The following is a 20,588-nucleotide window of genomic DNA, read 5'->3' as shown; positions in this document are numbered from 1 at the left end:
TCGTATGTTGTTGCGCTAAAGCGCTTTAGCGCAACAACATACCTACCCGATTTCGATCGCCTAGTTTGTATGGTGTCTCAGCAGTCGATCGCACTTTTGCTGTGATTTTCAGGTATAGCAACCGCTTAATGTAAATGGTGTAGCCTGTCTTTGATTTTTGTGCGAGTCACCAATGCAGACTCACAGCGTTCCCAGTAAATTTTAGCAACGCGATCGCCCGGATTCTGACGCCAACACTCGGAAAACAGTCGCGCCGCTTCAAATAACTTCCCTTCCGAGTAAAGTGCCCTAGCTTCTGCAAACAATTCCAGCGTAGCTAACTTGACCTGTTTAATTTCTGGCGGATCTGCATCAAACACCTCATAAATCGTCACAGCTTCGGATTTTCCCTTGACTTTTACCGTGTCTAGAGTGCGGATTGTATACTGAGATGGATTTTTCAGGCGCGCATAAGTTGGCTGAGTAATTAACAACGAAACCCCATAATTTTTTGTCAAACTTTCCACGCGAGAAGCTAAATTAACGGCATCACTAATTACTGTCCCGTCCATACGATTTGGTCCTCCCACAGTTCCCAGCATCAAAGAACCCGTATTAATCCCAATCCCAATCTGAATCTGGGCACAGCCAGCGTTGGCGCAGTATTCATTATATTCAACGAGACGGTGCAGCATCGCAATTCCCGCTTTCACCGCATTATCCGCTTCCCCACTAAACAGTGCCATAATCGCATCGCCAATATATTTATCAATAAACCCGTGATTTTGATTAATAACAGGTTCCATACGAGAAAGATAGGAATTGATAAATTTGAAATTATCCTCCGGCGTCATAGTTTCCGAAAGCGTGGTGAAGTCGCGAATGTCGGAAAACAACACCGACATTTCTAACTGAACTTGGTCGCCCAATTCCACATCAATGATGCTTGATTTCTCTAAAAATTGGAGGAATTGATGGGGAACAAATCGCTCGTAAGCTTTGTTGAGTTGAGCCAGCCTGCTTTCATTTTCGCGTACTTCTGTATAAAGCTTAGAATTTTGAATCGAGATCGCCGCCTGTCCAGATAACACTTTTAATAGTTCTACTCTTTCAGGGGTAAAAGCTCCCGCTGTCAGATTATTTTCTAAGTAAACAATACTAATGATTTGAGATTGGTTAATCAGCGGCACACATAAAATTGATTTGGGCTGATGCTTTCGGATGTGGGCGTCGTTGGTAAATTGTTTCGATCGCGCAGCATCATCTAGTACAACGCTTTCTTGAGTGCGACTCACATAATTGACAATTGCGGAGGAAAGGTCTGGACAGGTTTCAACGGGGATTGACTGCAACACGGTGACGAGTTCGTCATCGAGTGTTCCTTCAGCTTCAATTAACAGTTGTCTCTGGCTTAATAAAATCAGATAACCTCGTTGCGCCCCTGCATTTTCAATCAAAATTTTCATCAAGCTAGACAGTAGCTTATCTAGCATAATTTCTCCAGAAATCGCCTGAGAAGCCTTCATCACTGCGCTGATATCTAGGTGATTCCCCGAACCAGTCGTTGTCATTGCTACGGTAGTTTGAGTATTTTTCCTTCCCGGTTGAGTTACAGAGAATAAGTGGGGATATCGAGTTTCTAAATCCGTTACCTTAGCAGTGGCTCCCCATTCAACATAACAATAATACGCCTCAAAGATGTAGGCTTGAGCAACTTTTGTTTTGCCCCATTCCCCATAGAATTTGGCTGCTAGTTCGTTTGCCAGGGCTTCGTCATTAACATATTTGTTTTCTTTGGCTCCAGAAATTGCGCGATCGTACATTTCAATCGCCTCGGCTTTATTGCCCAACACCCGTTGCCGTTCTGCTTCCACTAAATACCATTTATGCAGATAATTCATGGGAGCATTTTGCGCCCACTTTTGCAGCGTGCTTTGATGGGTTTCCACTAAGGCAATAATTTCAGTTTGCTCAATGGCTGGCTGTGCGGGAAAAAGTGCCAGGTGCGTCAGGGCGGCATAAAAATGAAAAATTGGAACAAAAGCTGATCCAGATACTCCCATCAAATACTGTTTGACTTGGGTAATGTGGTCTAGGGCAGCGGTGTAATTGCCATAGCAGTAAGCAAGCAGCAGTTTGAAGATGCAGGCACAGGCGATCGCCGTGAATTCATTATCCTGATAGTGCTTGGGAATCATCACCGTTTCATCGTAGGCAGAACCTATTAACAAATCCGGCCGAATATGGGTTTCCCTCAAGTTTTGTACCGTCTGCTGAATCATATCCAAATAAACCCGAGCAGAATATTGTTTCAACTGCGCCATGACAGCCCTGTAATTTGCTATTTCTGGTTCCCAAGTTTCTAGTTCTACACCAGCGAATAAATAAGTATAAAAGCAAATATATATGTTGTAGCCAGCATTTACAAAGTCGCCTGTTTCCATACCAAATCTATAGCCCTCTTTCAGCGTCGGTATCGTTGCCAAAAGAGCTTCTTGGCGATGCTGAATCCAGCCACCAAACAAAAGTAGAACTGTGGACTTGAATTCTGGCACATTCAACCGATCGAGCAATGAGAGTGCCAATTGCCCAAAGCCATAGCCCGTTTCCACCTCTTGTAAAAAGGCACAGAATACCATCCCGTGCATCGCATAACCCACCGTCGATGCGGGCGCATTCCCAAAGGAGAGCGATAAACTCACCATCGTGGAGCTCAGCAGCGGCAGCAAACCCGGCATTCCCTGGAAAATGGGGGGAAACAACATACCAGACAGTTGCATAGCTGCCTGAGTCTGTGGATTTGTCATCACAGGTAAGTCAACCAATTCCTCAATCTTTCTGCCGCTTAGTTGGGCCGCAAGGGCTTGTAGCGCTTTGCCAATCTTGGCTTCATCAGGTTCGGCAGGGAGTTCAATCCCCAATTGTAAGAGTGCGTCTCTTGCTACTGCGATCGTTTCTAAAACCTTGCTCTGGGCTGTCTGAGCGGCAATTTTAATTTCGTAAATTTTAACTCGATCTAAAATTGTTTGGGCTTCTTGCAAAACCAGTGCTGCCATCTGTTCCATACCATCAAAATCACCATTCAAATAGGCAATTTCAGCAGCACCAACATAAAGATTTAGCGCCAATTCATATTGAGTTTGCCAGCATTGAGGTGTCAGTAGCTCAATTCCCGTTTGTAGATAAATATTTGCCGCAGCGTAAGCGGTAGAATTTCTTGCCTTACGTCCAGCTTCTAAGTTTAGTTGAGCTAAGGCTGAGCGTTCACTTAATTTATGGATTAACTCAATTCCTTGATTTAAATGCCCCACAATATCAAATATTTTTTCTTCTGTTTCTATGTCGGAAGAACTTTGTAGCAGTAACTGTCCTATTTTGAGATGAGTGGCTTGTTTTCGATCGTCGGGAATCAATGAATAAGCCGCTTGCTGGACGCGATCGTGCAGGAACTTATAAGTGGGATTAGCAACAGACTGATTGGGGGATTGAGCATCTGCTTGAATGAAGTTATAGCCTTCTGAAATCACTAAAATGAGTCCTTCTTGCAAGGCTTTCCACAGCGCTGATGCCGTTTGTTCTGGTAATTCTTCCCTGACTATTGCCAATGTCTCTAAATCAAACTGCGCCCCAATGCACGCCGCCAGTTTGAGAACATCCTGAGTTTCGGCCGGCAACTTCTGCAATTGCGCCGCCATAAACTCCACCACATCCGAGGCGTCGGCAAATTTAAGTTCATTAATATCGCACTGCCACCCCCCTTTACTGCCTCCCTTAGTAAGAGGGGATTGAGGGGGGTTAAAAATAATTTGACCATCTTCATACAAGGCTTTGAGGAATTGAGTCGAGAAAAAGGGATTACCTTGGGTTTTTTGATAAACCAATTCTGTCAAAGGTTGAGCAAAAGATAAATCGCAAATCAGCGTATCTGCTACCAACTGATTGAGATCTGCTAAACTCAACGGTTGCAGGGTAATCGTATTCACCACTGCCCCAGACTTCACAATCTCATCCACTGTTAACATAAACGGATGAGCCGGTGATACCTCATTATCCCGATAAGCACCCAATACTAACAGATGCCCCGTATCTTCCATCAATAGTTGTAATAACTTCAAAGATGCTGAATCTGCCCACTGCAAATCGTCCAGAAACATCACCAAGGGATGTTCTGCTTGGGTAAATACTTGCACAAATTTCTGCATCAGCAGATTGAAGCGATTTTGTGCTGCACTCCCCGACAATTCTAGTGCAGGACTTTGAGGGCCAATGATGTGTTCTAATTCAGGAATTACGTCAATCAACACTTGCCCGCTCTCGCCTACTGCGGTGAGAATCAGGGTTTTCCATCTGTGTAACTGAGCGTCACTTTCTGATAACAATTGTCCCATCAGTTCCCGAAATGCTTGCACAAATGCACTGAAAGGAATATTGCGCTGGAATTGGTCGTATTTGCCTTTGATAAAATAGCCGCGCTGTCGGGCGATCGGCTTATGCACTTCATTCACTACTGCGGTTTTACCAATCCCAGAAAAGCCTGCTACTAACATCATTTCGGCGCTAGCATTACGAACTCTTTCAAAAACCGCTAATAGATGATCAACTTCTGTTTCTCTGCCGTATAACTTTTCGGGTATCAGGAAATGGTCTGTAATATCCAGCATTCCCAAGTCAAATTCTTCTATGCTATCGGTTTCTTGTAATTGAACCAGACACATTTCTAAATCCTGCTTGAGACCCAGTGCAGTTTGATAGCGATTTTCCGCATTTTTTGCCATCAGCTTGCTGACAATTTGCGAGACAATTAGGGGAATTTCTGGCTTGATTTCGTGCGCGGGAACTGGTTGTCTGGCAATGTGGCAGTGAACTAGCTCTAAAGCGTCTTCTGTCTCAAAAGGCAGTTTTCCTGTCAGCAATTCGTAGAAGGTGACGCCGAGGGAATAAAAGTCAGTGCGGTAATCGATAGAGCGATTCATCCTGCCAGTTTGTTCCGGGGAGATGTAAGCGAGGGTTCCTTCTAAAACGTTGGGATTTTTCAGGGTCGGCATTTCTCGGGTTAGCTGAGTGGAAATGCCAAAGTCGATAATTTTAAGCTGTCCCGTTTCCGGGTTATAAACAATATTTGAGGGGTTAATATCTTTGTGGATGATATTGGCGCTGTGAATTTGCCCTAAAGTTTCAGTGGCTGCGATCGCCAGGAGAAGAAACTCCTTGAGGCTAAACTTTCGCTGCTGCATCCATATTTTCAAGGATTCCCCGCCAAAGTCCTCCACAAAAATCACGAGGCTATTTTGGTATTTTTGCAAGTCATAAACTTGCACGACTCCCGCCTCTTTCAGCTCTCGGGTGATACGGTATTCGGTGCGGTAGCGTAGCAATTCTTGAGGTGTGGGGTAGCTTTCTTTAAGCAGTTTGAGGATGAGTGGTTGGTGATCCGCTTCCCGGATGGCGCGGTAAACCAGAGAGTTGGCACTTTCATAGAGAAGTGTCTGGACGGCAATGCCTGGAATGGAGAGCATATTTATTTTTTTAATAAAAATTAAAGCGAAGTCAAAACGCACCGGGTTCGTTGTGTCGAGAATAGCGCTTTAAAAAGGAACAAATTATGTTTTTATAACACACTCTTAGTTTTTCGGCAGCGAATTGGCTTTCAGGTGGTCTGGCAGAGTAAGGGTAAGGAGTTATAATGCGACGTATCTAAGCCTTGTCAATTCTCAACTCCATGAATTGTCCCCGTTTCGGTTCTCCAAACATCGTTAAAAATTGTCCCACCTCCAGCGCTAAGCAAAACTTTAAATGTATATAGTGTTATAGGCAGTTTCTTTAAAACCGCAGACATCAAAGGATTTGAGAGATCAGCTTTTATTAGAAAAAATATCTTGAGTCGCGATTATCAAAGTCACGAGGGTTTCCCCCCGCTGCTTCCAATACTATTTGTTTTTCAACAATTAGCATTAGTCCCCCGGAAAGTTCAAGTAAAGTCAAAAAAACAAGCCAAGCTAACGATCCAACATGATGCAATGTAGTCGTTTGTAGGCAATAAGGGGAAGCAGTGGAAAGAGCTGCCAATTGATGCCTTAACCCAAAAAATTTTCGGGGTGTATATAGGAAGTCGAGTTGAAAGGGGTGCTAAAGGTTTTTGGGATTCCCTCCCAGTAGTTGACAGACAATTTGCCGTCTATTATACAGATTTTTGAGCAGGCTCTAAAAAAAAATCCTTCCCCAGCGACACAAATCTCTGGGGAAAGATACTGGCAAAACTTCTGATATAGAAAGAATCAATAACACCCTTGTGCAAAGGATATCTCGTTTGATGAGAAGGAGTCAGAAGACAGGATTCAGAATACCCCATGCCTGAAGTCAGGGGTAACGGTCACGGAAAGAATTTTTTATGCTCCACAATTAAAATTGGGGGCTTTAAAGCTCGATTCTCCATCCTGTCGCAGAGAATCCATTCTGGGTTCTGGCTCATCTATGTATAAACATCTCCAATAATGGGGGTGCCTTCTGGTATTTTATCCATCATTACAAGCCTTCTTTATCCCTAAGAGTGTTTAGGATTTTGCCTTGCTATGCAGGACTACCAAACTTTGTTCTCATGATTTTGGAGAGTCATTTATCTACTTCCCCTTACCCTTCCGGGCTACAAACTCCCGCAGCCGCAGTAAACTAGCCGTTTGCCCCAAATTCAGCGGTAGCAGCGACACTCCCTCCAACCGAGACTGCACCCAACCATCGCCCCAATACCACTCGTGAAATCCGTCAATTCCCTGACTCAATAACAGCCGGAGACAATTGTGCTCAGCAATATCAACGTGATGCTGAACTGCCACGGGGCCCAGCCAACTTGTAAAGGTCAAACCTTGAGCAAATTCTTCCGGCAAACCGCTAGACAACTGCTGCGGCCACAGCCACTGCTGCAATTGACTCGGACGCAACAAGCTGTCTCTAATTGCTGTTTCGGAAGCTTCAAGCTCAATCCGCAGGTTGCTTTGTTGAAAATTACCGAGCATAAGAATTTTAGATATAAGTGCAAGTAACTTTAATGTAACTTATTGGACTGGTTCTAACCTCTTAGGGGCGGGCAAGATGCCCACCCCACAAGCAGAAAATTCATCTGTTGTGGAACAGCCCGAAAGCTTGTTCAGCCTAGAAACCCACCCCACAAGCAGAAAATTCATCTGTTGTGGAACAAGCCCGAAAGCTTGTTCAGCCTAGAAACCCACCCCACAAGCAGAAAATTCATCTGTTGTGGAACAGGCCCGAAAGCTTGTTCTTAGAAGTTCGATCGCACACCAGGGCACACCAGCGCACATCAGGGCACATCCGCGTTCATCTGCCGTTAAAGATTTAAGATCTTCGATCGCACACCTCGCCCCAGACCCGATTTTCGTATCGAACTGTTAAGCTCTGTTTCATTTCATTGAAATCTCCCCTGCTTCACGCCACCGCATCCAAAGTCCGTGATACCATCACACCTGAGTAATGCCTATAGAAAAAAACTGGAGAGAAAAGCTTTGACACTAAGGGTTGCAGTAGTAGGTTCAGGCCCTGCGGGTTCTTCCGCCGCCGAAACATTGGTAAAAGCAGGCATCGAAACATACCTATTCGAGCGTAAATTAGACAACGCCAAACCCTGCGGTGGGGCGATTCCCCTGTGCATGGTCAGCGAATTCGACTTGCCGCAAAATATTATTGACCGCCAAGTCAGAAAAATGAAAATGATCTCCCCCTCCAACGTCGAGGTGGACATCAATATTGAAAACGCACATGAATACATCGGTATGTGCCGCCGCGAAGTGCTCGATGGCTTCCTGCGCGATCGCGCCGCTTCTTTGGGTGCAAAACTGATTAACGGCACCGTTCACAAATTAGAAATTCCCGGCAACAATACAGACCCCTACACTCTCCACTATGCCGACCACTCCGACGGCAGCGCAATGGGAATTCAGAAAACTCTGAAGGTGGATTTGGTAATCGGGGCTGACGGCGCTAACTCCCGCGTAGCAAAGGCGATCGACGCTGGCGACTACAATTATGCGATCGCCTTCCAAGAGCGCATCCGCCTGCCAGAAGATAAAATGGCTTACTACGAAGATTTAGCCGAAATGTACGTCGGCGACGACGTATCTACCGACTTCTACGCTTGGGTGTTCCCCAAATACGACCACGTAGCCGTCGGTACCGGTACGATGAAAGTCAATCAAGCCGATATCAAAAAGCTGCAAGCAGGAGTCCGCGCCCGCGCTGCCAAAAAACTGATGGGCGGTGAGATTATTAAAGTGGAAGCTCACCCCATCCCGGAACATCCGCGTCCCCGCCGGGTTGTCGGCCGAGTTGCTCTCGTAGGCGATGCAGCAGGTTACGTTACCAAGTCTTCCGGCGAAGGTATCTATTTTGCCGCCAAGTCTGGCCGGATGTGCGCCGAAACTATTGTGGAGATTTCCAATAAAGGCGCGCGCATTCCGACTGAAGAGGAAATTAAGATTTACTTGAAGCGGTGGGATAAAGCCTACGGCATTACTTACAAAGTTCTCGACATTTTGCAGCGGGTGTTTTACCGTTCCGACGCTACTCGCGAAGCTTTTGTGGAAATGTGTGCCGATCGCGATGTGCAGAAACTCACATTCGATAGCTACTTGTATAAAACAGTAGTACCGGCTAATCCTTTCGTGCAGATGAAGATTACCGCCAAAACCATTGGTAGCTTGTTGCGCGGCAATGCTTTAGCGCCTTAATTCCCTGCGGACCAAACGCACTTTGTATAAAAAAAGCGGGCAGTTTTGTGACTGCCCGCTTTTTTTTCGATCTAAGATAACGAGCCCCGAAGGCGCGAAGGAAGAGGAAGAAGAAGAATTGTTAGTTCAAGTTCAACTGCACTAAGGTATCGGGGGCGAGGAAGTGAGAAATGTGATAAGCCCGCTCTTCTGTTTTTAGCAGGATTTTTTCGTAGAGGTAGCGCGTAGCTCGATCGCCCAAACTTTCTGCTTGTCCTGCTTGACGCCGCAGCAAACCGAGGATAGCTTGCTCCGCAATTAAATCGTGCTCTAGCATTTGGCGGCAGGAATATACGCCGTCGGCTTCAGGCTCAAAACAGCACAGCTCGGCTAACTTGCTAAAGCTAGCTGCCGGTATGCCGCCCAACCCGTTTAACCGTTCGCCCAACTCGTGGACGCTATCTTGAGCTTCTCCGTAGCTTTCTTCAAAGAATTTGTGCAAGGAGTAAAATTCTGCCCCTTCCACCACAAAATGATGTTTTTGATATTGCAGGTATAGAGCCTGAAAACTGGCCAGCAGCGCGTTCATCCCTTCACAAATCGGTGCTGTGACTGAATGTTCCAGTAGAACTGGGTTTTCGGCTATGTGCCCAAACGGTCTCAATGCACTCTGAGTCTCAGCCATGTGTGTTCTCCTCTCAATAGGCAGTTTTGTTGCCAATAGAGTCAGTCTAGCACCGTAAATTTACCAGTCAAGCAGCGTCTGCCTCGATAGTAGAAGATTTTATAGAGTAGGAAATTTTTTTTGTAAACCTATTGAGAATTATTAGCAGTTGGGTTATGCTTGAACAAGATCCTCGTTCTAAAGGCTTCCTGAAAGTGGGGCGAACCTTCTGAAGGCAGAAGGCAGAGGACAAAAGGCAGAATTTTTCAGGAAGAGCTTTCGATCATCTTTGATGTTCTGCTGAAATCTGGCTTTTAACTTCTACCCGCTACCATTCAGGGTAAAAATTAATGCAAATTATTACTGTTGTTAAAAAATGAATCCAGCAGATCCAGAATTAGAAGTTTGTGACATTGTGCAAGTAAGTTGGCTAGATAGGTGGCAAGTTTACAAACGCTTGCAAGAACTAGAAATTCCCTGCTGGTGTGCGGTTGACCAACCTTTGCGGGCAAAAGTCAACACAGCTAAACAAGCGGCTCAGTTAATGAGCGTGTTGAGGCAAGTCAGTGCCCCTCGGGACGAACTGGTGGAATGGCTGGAGTGCTGCTGGCAAAGGGGCTAAAGGTAGAACGAAGTTCGGCAACGAGCAATGTACAAGATGTAACGGATGTAACGGATTTAAAGGAGTCATAACAATGTATAAATCTGGCAAGCAAGTTTCCGAATTCAGTTTAGAGGGAGAAATCGTCGGCCTAATTATTGAAGATGGCTGCAAACTTAAATATTTGCGAATTAGCAGCGATCGCGGAGTAGAATATCTTGTTAAACTGTGCAAGGAATTGCGGTCATTTCTGTCGCCTATTTTGACACCGGGGTTGAGAGTTCAAGTTGTAGGTGAGAAAGAACTCAATTTGAAAAACGGTAAAATAAAACTTAAAGCTCGCAGCCTCAAGCTGGCTCAGGGTAACAACGATCGATCGCACGAACACCTTGACTCCACCAATGGGCCTGTTGCGGTATTGACATCCGACGATCGCGCGATCGGCAAAAGCGAAGTCAGCTCTCCCACTGCGGCTCAAACGGTAAAAGCTCCGGCAAAAACCCAAACCAAAATATTAGTATGTCAAAAATCAGACTGCCTGAAGCGGGGCGCTGGAGGAGTCTGTAAAGCTTTAGAAAATGCTTTGAATGCGCGCGGTTTAGAAGACAAAGTGACAGTACAGGGAACCGGATGTCTCAAACAGTGTAAAGCGGGCCCAAATATAGTTGTGATGCCGGACAAAACTCGCTACAGCCGCATTGCACCGGCAGAAGTTCCAGCAATCATTGACAAACATTGTGCAGTTGTTAAAGCTTAGGCGATCGCCCGGATGCCGCAACAGTGCGTTAGAGATCGGGAAAAATTATTTTAATAATAGGACTCTGGAGCAAAAACTCACGTCTGTAGGGTGCTCATAGGCGCATCTTACGCCTGAATTTGAGTTCGGGTTGTAGTTCGATCGCGCGAATCGATTCAGAGGTTATTGTCCCAAAAAACCGGAAAAATGCCAAAAACTATCACTTAGGGGCTTCCTTCGGGAGAATATCTAAGGATAGACTGTATCTGAGACCCTGTGAGTATTGGGATAAAAAGCCATGTCAGAAGCTGATCTTCGAGCCCATCAGCACCAACCGTACCCTGCTGTTCCATCCGATACCGAACCATTGCAGTCAGATTTTGCTGCTGCTGGGGGTTTTGAGCCGATCGCCCCCGATGCGACAGACCCTCCCGCAACGGTTCCCCAACAGCCAGAAGAAGACTGGCAAACAGTAGATTTTCCCAACGCCATCAGCGTAGATGCAATTCCCACAACACCTGAAACAAAAAATTCGCAATCTCCGACACAGCCGGCGGAGGCGGGCTCGCCCCCGATTTCAGAGAATCTAAAAAATATGCTTGGGAATGCCGAACAGGCCAAGGGCAAAGGATCAACCCCAGTCACCCTCATGCAAGCGCTGCACGAATGCAACCGCGACCTTTTACAGCGCATCGCCCAGCTAGAAACAGCTCTTGAAGAGTCCCAAAAAACCTTGCAGAATCGCGAAGCTTTGCTAGAACAGCGGACTGCAGAACTCGAAAATACTCAAGAACAATTGACGCGGCTGTTTGGCAAAGTGGAAGTTTCCCATCAAACCCTCCAAAGTCAAGAAATTTTAGTCGAAAATTTAAGAAGTCAGTTGGCAACCAGCCAAGTCAGGCTAGCGACTGTTGAGCGAGAATGTGCGTCTACTGTGCAGCGCTACAACGAACAGTTACACCAGTTAGTAGCCACAGAAAATATTTGCAGGGAATTGCGAGCCCGCTTGCACCGCCAGCAGCGCCACACTCTGCAATTCAAAGCTGCCTTGGAAAGAAGTTTGGACAGGCCGCAGGTAAAGTCGCCGAGGAGCGAGCCGCCTGACAATAATCTGGACACCGCCAGCGCACAATTAGAATCTTTGCTCACGGCGGTCAAAAGCTCTCAGATGCCGGTGCCGCCAGCCTTCAACGCTTCCCCTGTCCAACCTTGGTCGGAACCAGAAGAGGTTCCAGAGGTAGCGGCTGCTGCCGAGGCGATCGAGCCTGAAGCCCCAGCCAATCTGGAACTCAACAAATTAGCCGAAGTATCCGGCATTCAATTGCAGAAGAGCGAAACCTACCAACCTGATGAGCCGACAACAGACTCGGCCGAACCGGTTGCGGAACCTGAACTGCCAATGGCTGAGTCTGAAACCGAAACTGCTACCAAAGTGGACGCCCAAGAATTGGCTAGGGCTTTTCAAATTTTGAATTCAGTTGAAACCTTTGGCATTCAAGAAGTGCGATCGAGTGTGGCAAAACCTACAGCAGTCGCCCAACCAGACTGGCTGAGCTTGATTGCCAGTCCGCTGCGGGCTTCTAAAAAACGCCGATCGCTAGCTGAAATTGAATTGCCGAGTTTTCGATAGCGAACAGAAGTTGCTAGTTTTGAGTCACAACTCAAAACTCAACACTCTTTTCTCCCCTTTCCCATGCCGTAGGTGAGAGCATAGCTGGTAGCCAACAGCCACAGCCAAACAGCCGGGTATCGGGGCTCCAACCAAGGTTGTACCCTGCGGGCGAAGCTGGGAAGCCATCCGAACAGCAAACTGGCCAAAGCCAGCAGAGTAAAATTCACGTAACTTCCCAGCCAGCGCCAAATATCCCTCAAGGTGACAAAATCTAAAATCCACAAGAGGAGAGAAGGGTTTTTTCCGGCTGCTTCGAGCGCCAGTCGATTGAAAGTTAGCCAGTCGATTCTGTCTTTAATAAAAGTTTCGGCTACGGTGAGTTTTTGTGCTGCCAAAATACCGAAAAAGGTATTGAGAATTGAATTAATTCTTTGAGGTGGCAAACTGCTCCCGGTAGGAACCATCATGCCTTTAGAAAATAGCCAAGTTACTGAAACATTGCTCTGGTAGGCGCGAATTTGGTTTAAGTGATTTGCCGTCAACAAATTGTGCTTTAACGCTGTATCCAAAAGGTCTGTTAAGCGGAAAAGATTGCGGACAAGAGAGCCGAAACCTGTGAAAACGAGGGGAGATTGCAAGGATGCTGCGTCGCCGATCGAGACTAGGCGATCGATCGCCACGGAGCGATCGCTGCTGTTGCTGCTAAAATGCCCCGGAATATAACCAAAGGTCGGTTTTTTCCACACCAATTTATCGACATCGCAGCGGCGGTATTCCGGCAAAATTGCGAAAAAATCCTCGTACATTTCCAGCAAAGAACCGGGATTCTCGGGATGTACTTGGTGGTAGTGAAATAGATAAACTGTCAGTTCTGTGCCGGCGCCGGGAAACAACTCCCAAATGAGCTGGCGCCCCCGGGAAATGTCCCCGTGAGTGTAGAGCACATCCCCGTACTCGGAATCCCACACTCCCGGTTCAAATCCTGCGTCGATGACTGCTCCTACTGTCGGACAAACGCTGTCAAAAGTCCGCCCTTCGTTCAATTGCCAAGCGATGGGAGAAGCCGAACCCATTGCATCCACCAGCAGCCGTCCTAATGCAGTGCGATCTGTTTTTGTCGGCAAGTGGCGGCCTTGAACTACTACTTTTTCCGCTTCAACATCTGCTCTGAGAAAGTCAGTTTCGTCCCAGATTTCCCCACCCGCTTCTGTTAGCTTAACTCCCGCTAAATTCAGCAATTTTTCGCCGTCCAAAGCTACATTGAGTACCTTTGGTGTGTGCAGAACTGGCGCTTGAGCAACGGGCGGATTGTTAGCATCAAAAAACTTGTTGTAGCCATCTTGGTATTCTCTGGCAATCAAAGTTTCGATTTCTGCAGCAGTAAATAAACCCAAATCAATTAAGCTTTGAATTTCATCCCGCGAAATATTCCACTCGCGATTCATTCGCCCGAAAGGCATTCGTTCAACTAGCAGCACCCGGTAGCCCAATCTCGCCATGACTGCGGCGTGAATCACTCCCAAGGCCCCGCCAATATAAATTAAGTCATAAAAAGTATCGCCAGAATCAGACACCGAAATTGTGCCTTCTGCCTTCTCCCCTGTTCCCTCTTCCTTCTTCCCCCTTCCCTCTTCCTTCAAAAACACTACTTGTTTTGGCTTTTGAGGATTGCGAGTGCTTTCGCGCCAACGTTGCTCCCACCAGTAAACGCGCTTGAGGTCGTATTCGCCTTCAGGCATTTTTTGGAAGTATTTGACGGTGAGGGGGTAATAGGGAGCAAGAGCCTCAAAAATTGACTGTTTGGAGAGGTCTATGACAGGGGGTTCTGGGTAGCGATCGGGAAACTTGTTTTTCACAGCAAGATTCAGATTTTCCAGGAACTTTTTTTCTCCCGCAGGCGCCTCTTCTAGACGAAAGACTTTTAAATAAGTGGTGCGCTGCAGTGACCAGACAAAGGTGGAAAGTTCTGTCGATCGCCAATTTTGGTTTCCTGAATTGGTGTCAGCCAAGGCGGGTTTTGGAGTGGCCTTTTGAGTTCCAGACTTGAGAACCTCGGCTGCTGTTGCGGGTGAAAGCAGGCGAAAGCCGTCAGCAGTAATAATTTTTTCTCCGATTTCGGGATCGAATTCGTGCTGCAACCAAGTGCAGACGGCTGCTGTATCCGGTGTCGGGACTTCTAGATAAAGAATTTCTTGCATGATTAGGGTGTCAATTCTGAATAAATTAATAAAGATGGGGGAGTTGACAAGGGAGCAAAGTAGGCTATACTCCCGAATACTTATTTAGTTTTAAATAAGTTTACAATGTTCTCAGATTTTTAGGTTTTCGATCGCTCTTGCTCTCGGTGGGGGCGCAACGGCTGAATATCTACTCCTTTCGGTATGCACTCTTATGAATTATCCCATTCCTACGAATCCTCAAGAAATGATTGCTTTGCGACAGCAGCCGCTGAATGAAGAATTGGTGGCGTCGGCGATCGCGGGTGTGATTCAAATAGCTCGATCGCGATCTCAGTCTTTGGATGAATTAAAGGCTGAGGTACTCGCCGACGACAATCTGCTCGATTTTGCTCAGAGGCTATGGCTGAGCGACATTGTGGCTCAAGCTTGGAACAATTTGCCTTAGACTAGACTGCGGCTAAAAGATCTATCTAATTAAAGGTGAAGTTAAAATGGTTAAAACAACATTAAAACCTTTAAATTTAGAAGAGTTTCTCCAACTACCAGAAACCAAACCACCAAGCGAATACATTGATAATCAAATTATTCAGAAACCACTGCCACAAGGAAAACACAGTGCGATTCAATGTGAACTAATTATTTTCATTGACTCTATATTAAAACCAAAAAAAGTTGCACGAGCTTTTCCAGAACTCCGGTGTACCTTTGGCGGAAGGTCAACAGTGCCTGATGTTTCAGTATTTGTCTGGAACAGAATTCCCACAGATGATAACGGCGAAATTGCTAATGTCTTTCCCATAGCTCCTGATTGGACAATAGAGATTTGGTCGCCGGAACAAAGTCAAACTAAAGTTACTAAAAATATTCTCCACTGTTTAAATCATAAAAGTCAGATGGGCTGGTTGATAGATCCCGACGAACAATGCGTTTTTGTTTATGTTCCCCAGCAACAGACAGCACTATTTGATGAACCAGAAATGCTGCTACCAGTGCCGTCCTTCGCTAGCGAACTGCGGTTGAGTGTCGGAGAATTATTTGGGTGGCTGTTGAAATAACCTTCGGAAGGAAGAAGGAAGAGAGTTATTTTGACACGGATACACGAATTAAATGCTGTCAACAGTCAACAGTCAACAGTCAACGGACTAACGCAACTCAACTTCTCGCTTGACTTCTGTTAAAACTCGATCGCCCCGCGTCAACCGATATTCGGCCCGCCAAACTCCCGGAGTCAGAGGAGAGTTTGTGCTGTTTCTTTTGCCGACATAACCCAACCAAGTGCGGCTGGGGGCTTTAATTTCATTCGTCTGGTCAGCGATCGTTGTGCCGTTGGGTGCAAATAATTTGTATTGTTCGCGATCGCCCTTGAGCACTCCGTAACTTTGCACCCAAAACAACAAAGCTGGACTGTTTGCAGGAAGTTGAGTCTCTGAAAATTGTCCTTCCCAGAGAGCGTTAATATCGGGTGGCTTATTGGCAAAACCGGCCCTAATTAAACCTGTGGAAATATAGTCTAGAGGCTTGTCCCAAATAGGATTGCGGGCGATGTTGCAGCCTGCCTTTGCGTCGGGCCCGACAAAGGGATCTACGGGTTTGCCTTGATAGCGAAAAGTTACGTGTACGTGGGGGAAAGATGCCATCCCAGAGTTTCCCACCATGCCCAAAACTGTGCCTTTTTGTACCTGCGTACCCGGTTTGACGGCAACGCTGCCTTTGCGGAGGTGGCAGTATTGGGCTTCCCAACCACCGCCGTGGTCGATTACCATGCCGTTGCCGCATTCTGTGCCTGCGATGCTGGCTTTGTCTGTATCGTTTTGTAAACGCCGATCGACTACACCATCTCGCGATCGCAAAACTTTGCCTGCAGCGGAGGCAATAACTGGAACTCCTTTTGCCATTGCTTTGGCGTCGGGAATGGCAAAATCTGTGCCGTCGTGCCCGTCGTAGGTTTGGCGCCCGCAGCCAAAATCGACGGCGGTGGGGCCGGGTTCTCGATCGAAATACAGCAATACAAAACAGTCTTTGCCTAGGGTACAGTCGATCGGCTGACCGAATTGCGGGTTGTTGGGCTTTTGCGCGACTGCTGAAGAGACGAGACGCTGGGCGATCGTGTTTGCTTCGGCGATCGGCGCATTGACTCCTGTTTGGTTATCACAGCTAGAAAGACTTGTCAACCCCAAGGTCAACAAAATTGCAGAAATGTATTTTGTGGAGAGTATAGTCATTCGCCGATTGGATGTAAAAGCTGAGGTGGGTAGTGAAAAATCAATTAATCATTCAGAATATAGTTGCTCAAGAATCTTGACGATTGGTAAGGGGTTTTCGTTTCCGATAGTTGTGGTATTATTTTGAGTTGGAAATTTTAAAATTTTAATTAATTCAAGAATGGGTTCTAAAATTCGATCGCTCATTTCGATAATTCGGCTAGCCGGGCTTGCTGTTGCGGCTTTGGGGATGTGGGGATTTGCCACCCTTGCCGAAGACGTGTTGGAAAAAGAAAGTTACGCTTTCGATACCTCTATTTTACTAGCTCTGAGGCAATTGCACACTCCCCTGCGCGATCGAGTAATGCTGGGCTTTACCTTTTTGGGCGAGCCGAATTTGCTGCTAGTGATTTGTCTGACGTTGGGTATTGTTTTGCTAGCGCGCAATCACCGATCGGAAGCCGCAACTATTGCGATCACGGGTGGGGGGGCGATCGGTTTAAATTTACTCTTAAAAAAACTTTTTGCCCGCGCTCGACCTCAACTTTGGGAGCGCGTTGTTGACGTTCGCTTTTACAGTTTTCCTAGCGGACACGCGATGATTTCAATGGTTATTTACGGTTTGCTAGGATATTTCTTGGGTGAACGCTTTCCCAAGCAGCGCTGGTCGATTTACAGCTTGACAGTGGTATTAATTGCTGCTATTGGTTTGAGCCGGCTTTACCTAGGAGTTCACTGGCCTACCGATGTTATTGCTGGTTATACGGCTGGTTTGGTGTGGCTGATTACCTGTATCATCACTTTGGAAATATGGAAAGAATTGCGTTCTTTGACTACGGCTTCTAAAGAGGAGTTTTTGTCACCTGAGAATTCTCAAGAATAATTTTTAAATTTCTAGTCAAGACTGACTATTTGTTTTTGAGTAAAACACATGGCAATTCCTTTTTCGTAGTAAGCAGCCTCGTTAATGAAAATGGGATAAACGGTGGATTTACCTTCATACAATACCGACTCACTATCAAAGGTCAAAAACATCGGATCGCCGGGATTTAGGGCTTCATAATCTCTGAATTGCAGATGAGGATGAATCATTGCCTGAATTTCTCTGTTCTCGTTTCTGGGATAGTCGATCGCCCCAATGGTGTGATAAATAGTCAGGGGATTCTTTGCAGCAGGCATGGTGCCTTGATTGTAGGCTTCTACGCCGTCTAATATTGTGCCTAAAACTTGCTCAGTTTGCTGAAATAAAGACGCATCTAATACCCCTTGCGGGACTGCACCCACTTCCAGGGTACCGCCTAATTCGGAAAGCGATCGCAGCAAAGGACTATCATGATTCTTGGTTGTAGAAGTGAGTACCTTGAGGTGGGGATAGACAGAGGTTAAATAAGCTGCTAGTTGCAGGTTAAATGGATGATGGCTGGCGAGAATAAAAGTTAGCCGCATGTTGGACGTGGTGCTGTGCAAATCGATAATTAAGTTGGGCAGATGAGTATTTTTTGAGCTAAAAATGCGGTAGATTTCTTTCGCCCGCTGCGCTTCATAGCTGGAGAGATGGGGATTTTCTAAATCTTGCTTTCTAAAGCAGCGGTTGAGGTCGATATCGATGTAGCGTGTCCCGATTTCGCAAGCTTTGGGATTGGCTAGCAGGGTGATAGTTTCAAAAGTCGATCGCCCAATTAACTCTGGCGCGCGATCGAATTTCTTCACCAGGTAAATTCCTGTGAGTTCGTTTCCGTGGGTTCCTCCCACTATGGCAACACGTTTAATTTGGTTCATAAACAAATAACTTCCTATCCCAAGGGCAGCAATATCTCTCGCAGTCTGTTGACTTGAGATTAATAATGTCTTACTATCCAGATTAGCTAAGGTCTTAGTATATGTCCAATATTGGATTAAGTAGTAAGGTATATTTAAAAGATATAGTAGTAGCTAATTAATGGAACTTCGACATTTGCGGTATTTCCTTGCAGTAGCAGAAGAGTTGAACTTCAGTCGCGCTGCGAAGCGTTTGCACATGGCGCAGCCTCCTCTCAGCCAGCAAATTCGGGCGCTGGAAGACGAGATTGAGGTGCAGTTGTTCGATCGTACCAAGCAACCCATTCAGTTAACGTGGGCAGGACAGGTTTTTTTAGAAGAAACTCGTTTGGTACTCGCGCAGGTGGACAATGCGGTCAAAACCGCAAAACGCGCCAGTCGGGGAGAAATCGGGCGTTTGATTGTGGGTTTTAACAGTTCTATGGCAAACTGTTTGTTGCCTGATATTTTGCGAGTTTATCGCGATCGATTTCCCAAAGTGGAACTGACTTGGCGGGAGTTAGCAACATCGCTGCAATTGCAAGCATTGCGCGATCGGCATTTGGATGTTGGGTTTTTCCATTTAATGTCATCAATGGTTGAAGAATCAGATTTATGTTCAGTGACGATTTGGCAAGAACCTTTGATTGCGGCACTACCAGAAAATCATCGGTTAGTTAATGAAATTCAAGTTTCTTTAAAAGAACTTGCACAGGAAGCCTTTATTCTTCCCTCTCGTCAATTCGCCCCCGGTTTGTCAGAACAAATAGAACATTTGTGCCAACAGTTTGATTTTTCTCCTAATGTTATTCAAGAAGGAACAATGATGCTGACCATACTCGGCTTAGTCGCGGGCGACGTGGGAATTGCTTTGCTGCCGGCCAATGCTCAAAATATTCAACGGAAGGGCGTTATTTATAAAAGTATTGCGGAATCTACGCCAACTGTTCCGATGGCAGCGGTATGGAGGGCCGACGATAATTCGCCGATTTTGCGGGAGTTTTTGGAAGTGACAAGGGCGATGGCACAATAGGTGGGATACAGCCGATAAATTACAAAGATAAATTACAAATTATCAAAATGTACCTCTCGACCACTGAAAGCCCCTATAGTATTATAAAGTATCTGTAGAGCATTTATCTAGGTGTTGCCATGCGGAAAATTGTACTATTCATTGCATCTAGTTTGGACGGTTATATTGCCCGCTCAAATGGCGATATTGACTGGCTGTTTACAGACCAAAATTACGGTTATAATAAATTCTTAGATAGCATCGATACGGTTCTCATGGGTCGAAAGACTTACGAACAAGTTCTAACTTTTGGCGAGTATCCGTACCAGGAAAAAAAGAGTTATGTTTTTACGAAAAATCTAGATTTTCAAGCCACTCCTGATGTCGAAGTGGTAACAGATTTAGAGAATTTTGTCAATGATTTGCGCTTGCTTGAGGGCAAGAATATTTGGTTGGTGGGAGGTGCTCTGCTGATTCGCGATTTCCTGAATCAAAACTTTGTCAACGAAGTGATTCTCTCGGTTCATCCGCTTATTTTAGGCGAGGGAATTCCTTTATTTGTTAATCCCATAAATACTACAGCTTTGCAGTTAACTGGATGTCAGACATATAGTTCTGGTATGGTTCAGCTATCTTATGATGTCGCCACTTGAGGGCGATCGATCGCAGCAGCTTGCGCGCTTTGGCTGCTATAAGATAGATATATAAGCTGTATGAGGGAGAAATGGCTGCTAGAGATTTATTTGACGATGCTGTAAAAAAAGCGCTTCAGAAGGAGCAGTGGGAAATCACCGCAGATCCGCTGGTCGTCAAAATTTAGGGTGTTAAGTTTGAGATTGATTTAGCCGCAGAGAAGATTTTGGTGGCGGAAAAATTAGGGCAAAAAATTGCTGTTGAAATTATAGTCATTTCAAATAAATGTGAGACAGAGGTAAGATCATGATAAGAGCGATAAAAATAGTTAATTATAAAAAAATGGCTTACAGTCTAGACTATCGACAAAAAGTAGTCAATTATGTGGAAAATGGAGGGAGTATAACGAAAGCTGCCGCCATATTTAAGGTAGGAAGAGCAACAATTTATAGATCGCGC

General features: G+C 45.8%; 16 protein-coding genes and 1 pseudogene. 11 read left to right on the top strand and 6 right to left on the bottom strand.

Features of this window, described 5'->3' with window-relative positions; all coding sequences use genetic code 11:
• Nucleotides 1-125 precede the first annotated feature (125 nt).
• Nucleotides 126-5,495 (bottom strand): AAA family ATPase, encoded by a 5,370-nt coding sequence (locus tag QUB25_RS20490; RefSeq protein WP_333185523.1) that lies wholly within the window; start codon nt 5,493-5,495, stop codon nt 126-128.
• Nucleotides 5,496-6,596: 1,101 nt separating this feature from the next.
• Nucleotides 6,597-6,989: a hypothetical protein gene (locus QUB25_RS20485; RefSeq protein ID WP_333063735.1), complete on the bottom strand. Its 393-nt coding sequence runs from the start codon at nt 6,987-6,989 to the stop codon at nt 6,597-6,599.
• Between the two features lie 504 nt (nt 6,990-7,493).
• Between QUB25_RS20485 and chlP the strand changes: the two genes are divergently transcribed.
• Nucleotides 7,494-8,714 carry a geranylgeranyl reductase gene (chlP, locus tag QUB25_RS20480; RefSeq protein WP_333185521.1) on the top strand — a complete coding sequence of 407 codons (1,221 nt, stop codon included), beginning with the start codon at nt 7,494-7,496 and terminating at the stop codon, nt 8,712-8,714.
• Between the two features lie 121 nt (nt 8,715-8,835).
• Here chlP and QUB25_RS20475 read toward each other — a convergent pair whose 3' ends face one another.
• The gene (locus QUB25_RS20475; protein ID WP_006632871.1) at nt 8,836-9,378 is read right to left on the bottom strand and encodes a Dps family protein; all 543 of its coding nucleotides are present in this window, start codon (nt 9,376-9,378) and stop codon (nt 8,836-8,838) included.
• A 355-nt stretch (nt 9,379-9,733) separates the two neighbouring features.
• Between QUB25_RS20475 and QUB25_RS20470 the strand changes: the two genes are divergently transcribed.
• The 3 genes from QUB25_RS20470 (at nt 9,734) to QUB25_RS20460 (ending at nt 12,324) form a co-directional block, all read left to right on the top strand.
• Nucleotides 9,734-9,979, top strand: a complete 246-nt coding sequence (locus QUB25_RS20470; protein WP_333138614.1) for an Asr1405/Asl0597 family protein — start codon at nt 9,734-9,736, stop codon at nt 9,977-9,979.
• A 73-nt stretch (nt 9,980-10,052) separates the two neighbouring features.
• Nucleotides 10,053-10,715: a (2Fe-2S) ferredoxin domain-containing protein gene (locus QUB25_RS20465; RefSeq protein WP_333185518.1), complete on the top strand. Its 663-nt coding sequence runs from the start codon at nt 10,053-10,055 to the stop codon at nt 10,713-10,715.
• A gap of 277 nt (nt 10,716-10,992) precedes the next feature.
• Nucleotides 10,993-12,324 carry a hypothetical protein gene (locus tag QUB25_RS20460; RefSeq protein ID WP_333185516.1) on the top strand — a complete coding sequence of 444 codons (1,332 nt, stop codon included), beginning with the start codon at nt 10,993-10,995 and terminating at the stop codon, nt 12,322-12,324.
• Nucleotides 12,325-12,362: 38 nt separating this feature from the next.
• Here QUB25_RS20460 and QUB25_RS20455 read toward each other — a convergent pair whose 3' ends face one another.
• Nucleotides 12,363-14,504 carry a flavin-dependent dehydrogenase gene (locus QUB25_RS20455; RefSeq protein WP_333185515.1) on the bottom strand — a complete coding sequence of 714 codons (2,142 nt, stop codon included), beginning with the start codon at nt 14,502-14,504 and terminating at the stop codon, nt 12,363-12,365.
• 193 nt (nt 14,505-14,697) lie between these two features.
• Between QUB25_RS20455 and QUB25_RS20450 the strand changes: the two genes are divergently transcribed.
• Complete coding sequence (locus QUB25_RS20450; protein ID WP_190662685.1) at nt 14,698-14,931, top strand: hypothetical protein; 234 nt, start codon at nt 14,698-14,700, stop codon at nt 14,929-14,931.
• A gap of 46 nt (nt 14,932-14,977) precedes the next feature.
• Nucleotides 14,978-15,541: a Uma2 family endonuclease gene (locus QUB25_RS20445; protein WP_333185513.1), complete on the top strand. Its 564-nt coding sequence runs from the start codon at nt 14,978-14,980 to the stop codon at nt 15,539-15,541.
• 87 nt (nt 15,542-15,628) lie between these two features.
• Here the strand turns inward: QUB25_RS20445 and QUB25_RS20440 are convergent, their stop codons facing one another.
• Nucleotides 15,629-16,708 (bottom strand): M23 family metallopeptidase, encoded by a 1,080-nt coding sequence (locus QUB25_RS20440; RefSeq protein WP_333185511.1) that lies wholly within the window; start codon nt 16,706-16,708, stop codon nt 15,629-15,631.
• A gap of 160 nt (nt 16,709-16,868) precedes the next feature.
• On the opposite strand from QUB25_RS20440, the gene QUB25_RS20435 reads away from it, so the two are divergent.
• Nucleotides 16,869-17,570, top strand: a complete 702-nt coding sequence (locus QUB25_RS20435) for a phosphatase PAP2 family protein (RefSeq protein ID WP_333185508.1) — start codon at nt 16,869-16,871, stop codon at nt 17,568-17,570.
• A gap of 11 nt (nt 17,571-17,581) precedes the next feature.
• On the opposite strand, the gene QUB25_RS20430 is transcribed toward QUB25_RS20435, so the two are convergent.
• Nucleotides 17,582-18,466, bottom strand: a complete 885-nt coding sequence (locus QUB25_RS20430) for an aspartoacylase (protein ID WP_333185506.1) — start codon at nt 18,464-18,466, stop codon at nt 17,582-17,584.
• Nucleotides 18,467-18,626: 160 nt separating this feature from the next.
• Here QUB25_RS20430 and QUB25_RS20425 point away from each other — a divergent pair, with 160 nt between their 5' ends.
• The 4 genes and pseudogenes from QUB25_RS20425 to QUB25_RS20410 form a co-directional block, all read left to right on the top strand.
• On the top strand, nt 18,627-19,517 hold the full coding sequence (locus tag QUB25_RS20425; protein ID WP_333185504.1) for a LysR substrate-binding domain-containing protein: 891 nt from the start codon (nt 18,627-18,629) through the stop codon (nt 19,515-19,517).
• Nucleotides 19,518-19,636: 119 nt separating this feature from the next.
• A complete protein-coding gene (locus QUB25_RS20420; RefSeq protein WP_333064918.1) occupies nt 19,637-20,149 on the top strand; it encodes a dihydrofolate reductase family protein in 513 nt (170 codons plus the stop codon).
• A gap of 71 nt (nt 20,150-20,220) precedes the next feature.
• A pseudogene (locus QUB25_RS20415) lies at nt 20,221-20,439 on the top strand (element excision factor XisH family protein).
• Nucleotides 20,440-20,471: 32 nt separating this feature from the next.
• Nucleotides 20,472-20,588, top strand: a 117-nt coding sequence (locus tag QUB25_RS20410; RefSeq protein WP_333185572.1) for an IS630 transposase-related protein, incomplete at its 3' end; no start/stop codon positions are given.

Source organism: Microcoleus sp. B3-D7 (genome assembly GCF_036705305.1).
Classification (GTDB): domain Bacteria; phylum Cyanobacteriota; class Cyanobacteriia; order Cyanobacteriales; family Microcoleaceae; genus Microcoleus.
The sequence above is the reverse complement of the archived record's forward strand: the minus strand, read 5'-3'. Positions and strand labels throughout refer to the sequence as shown.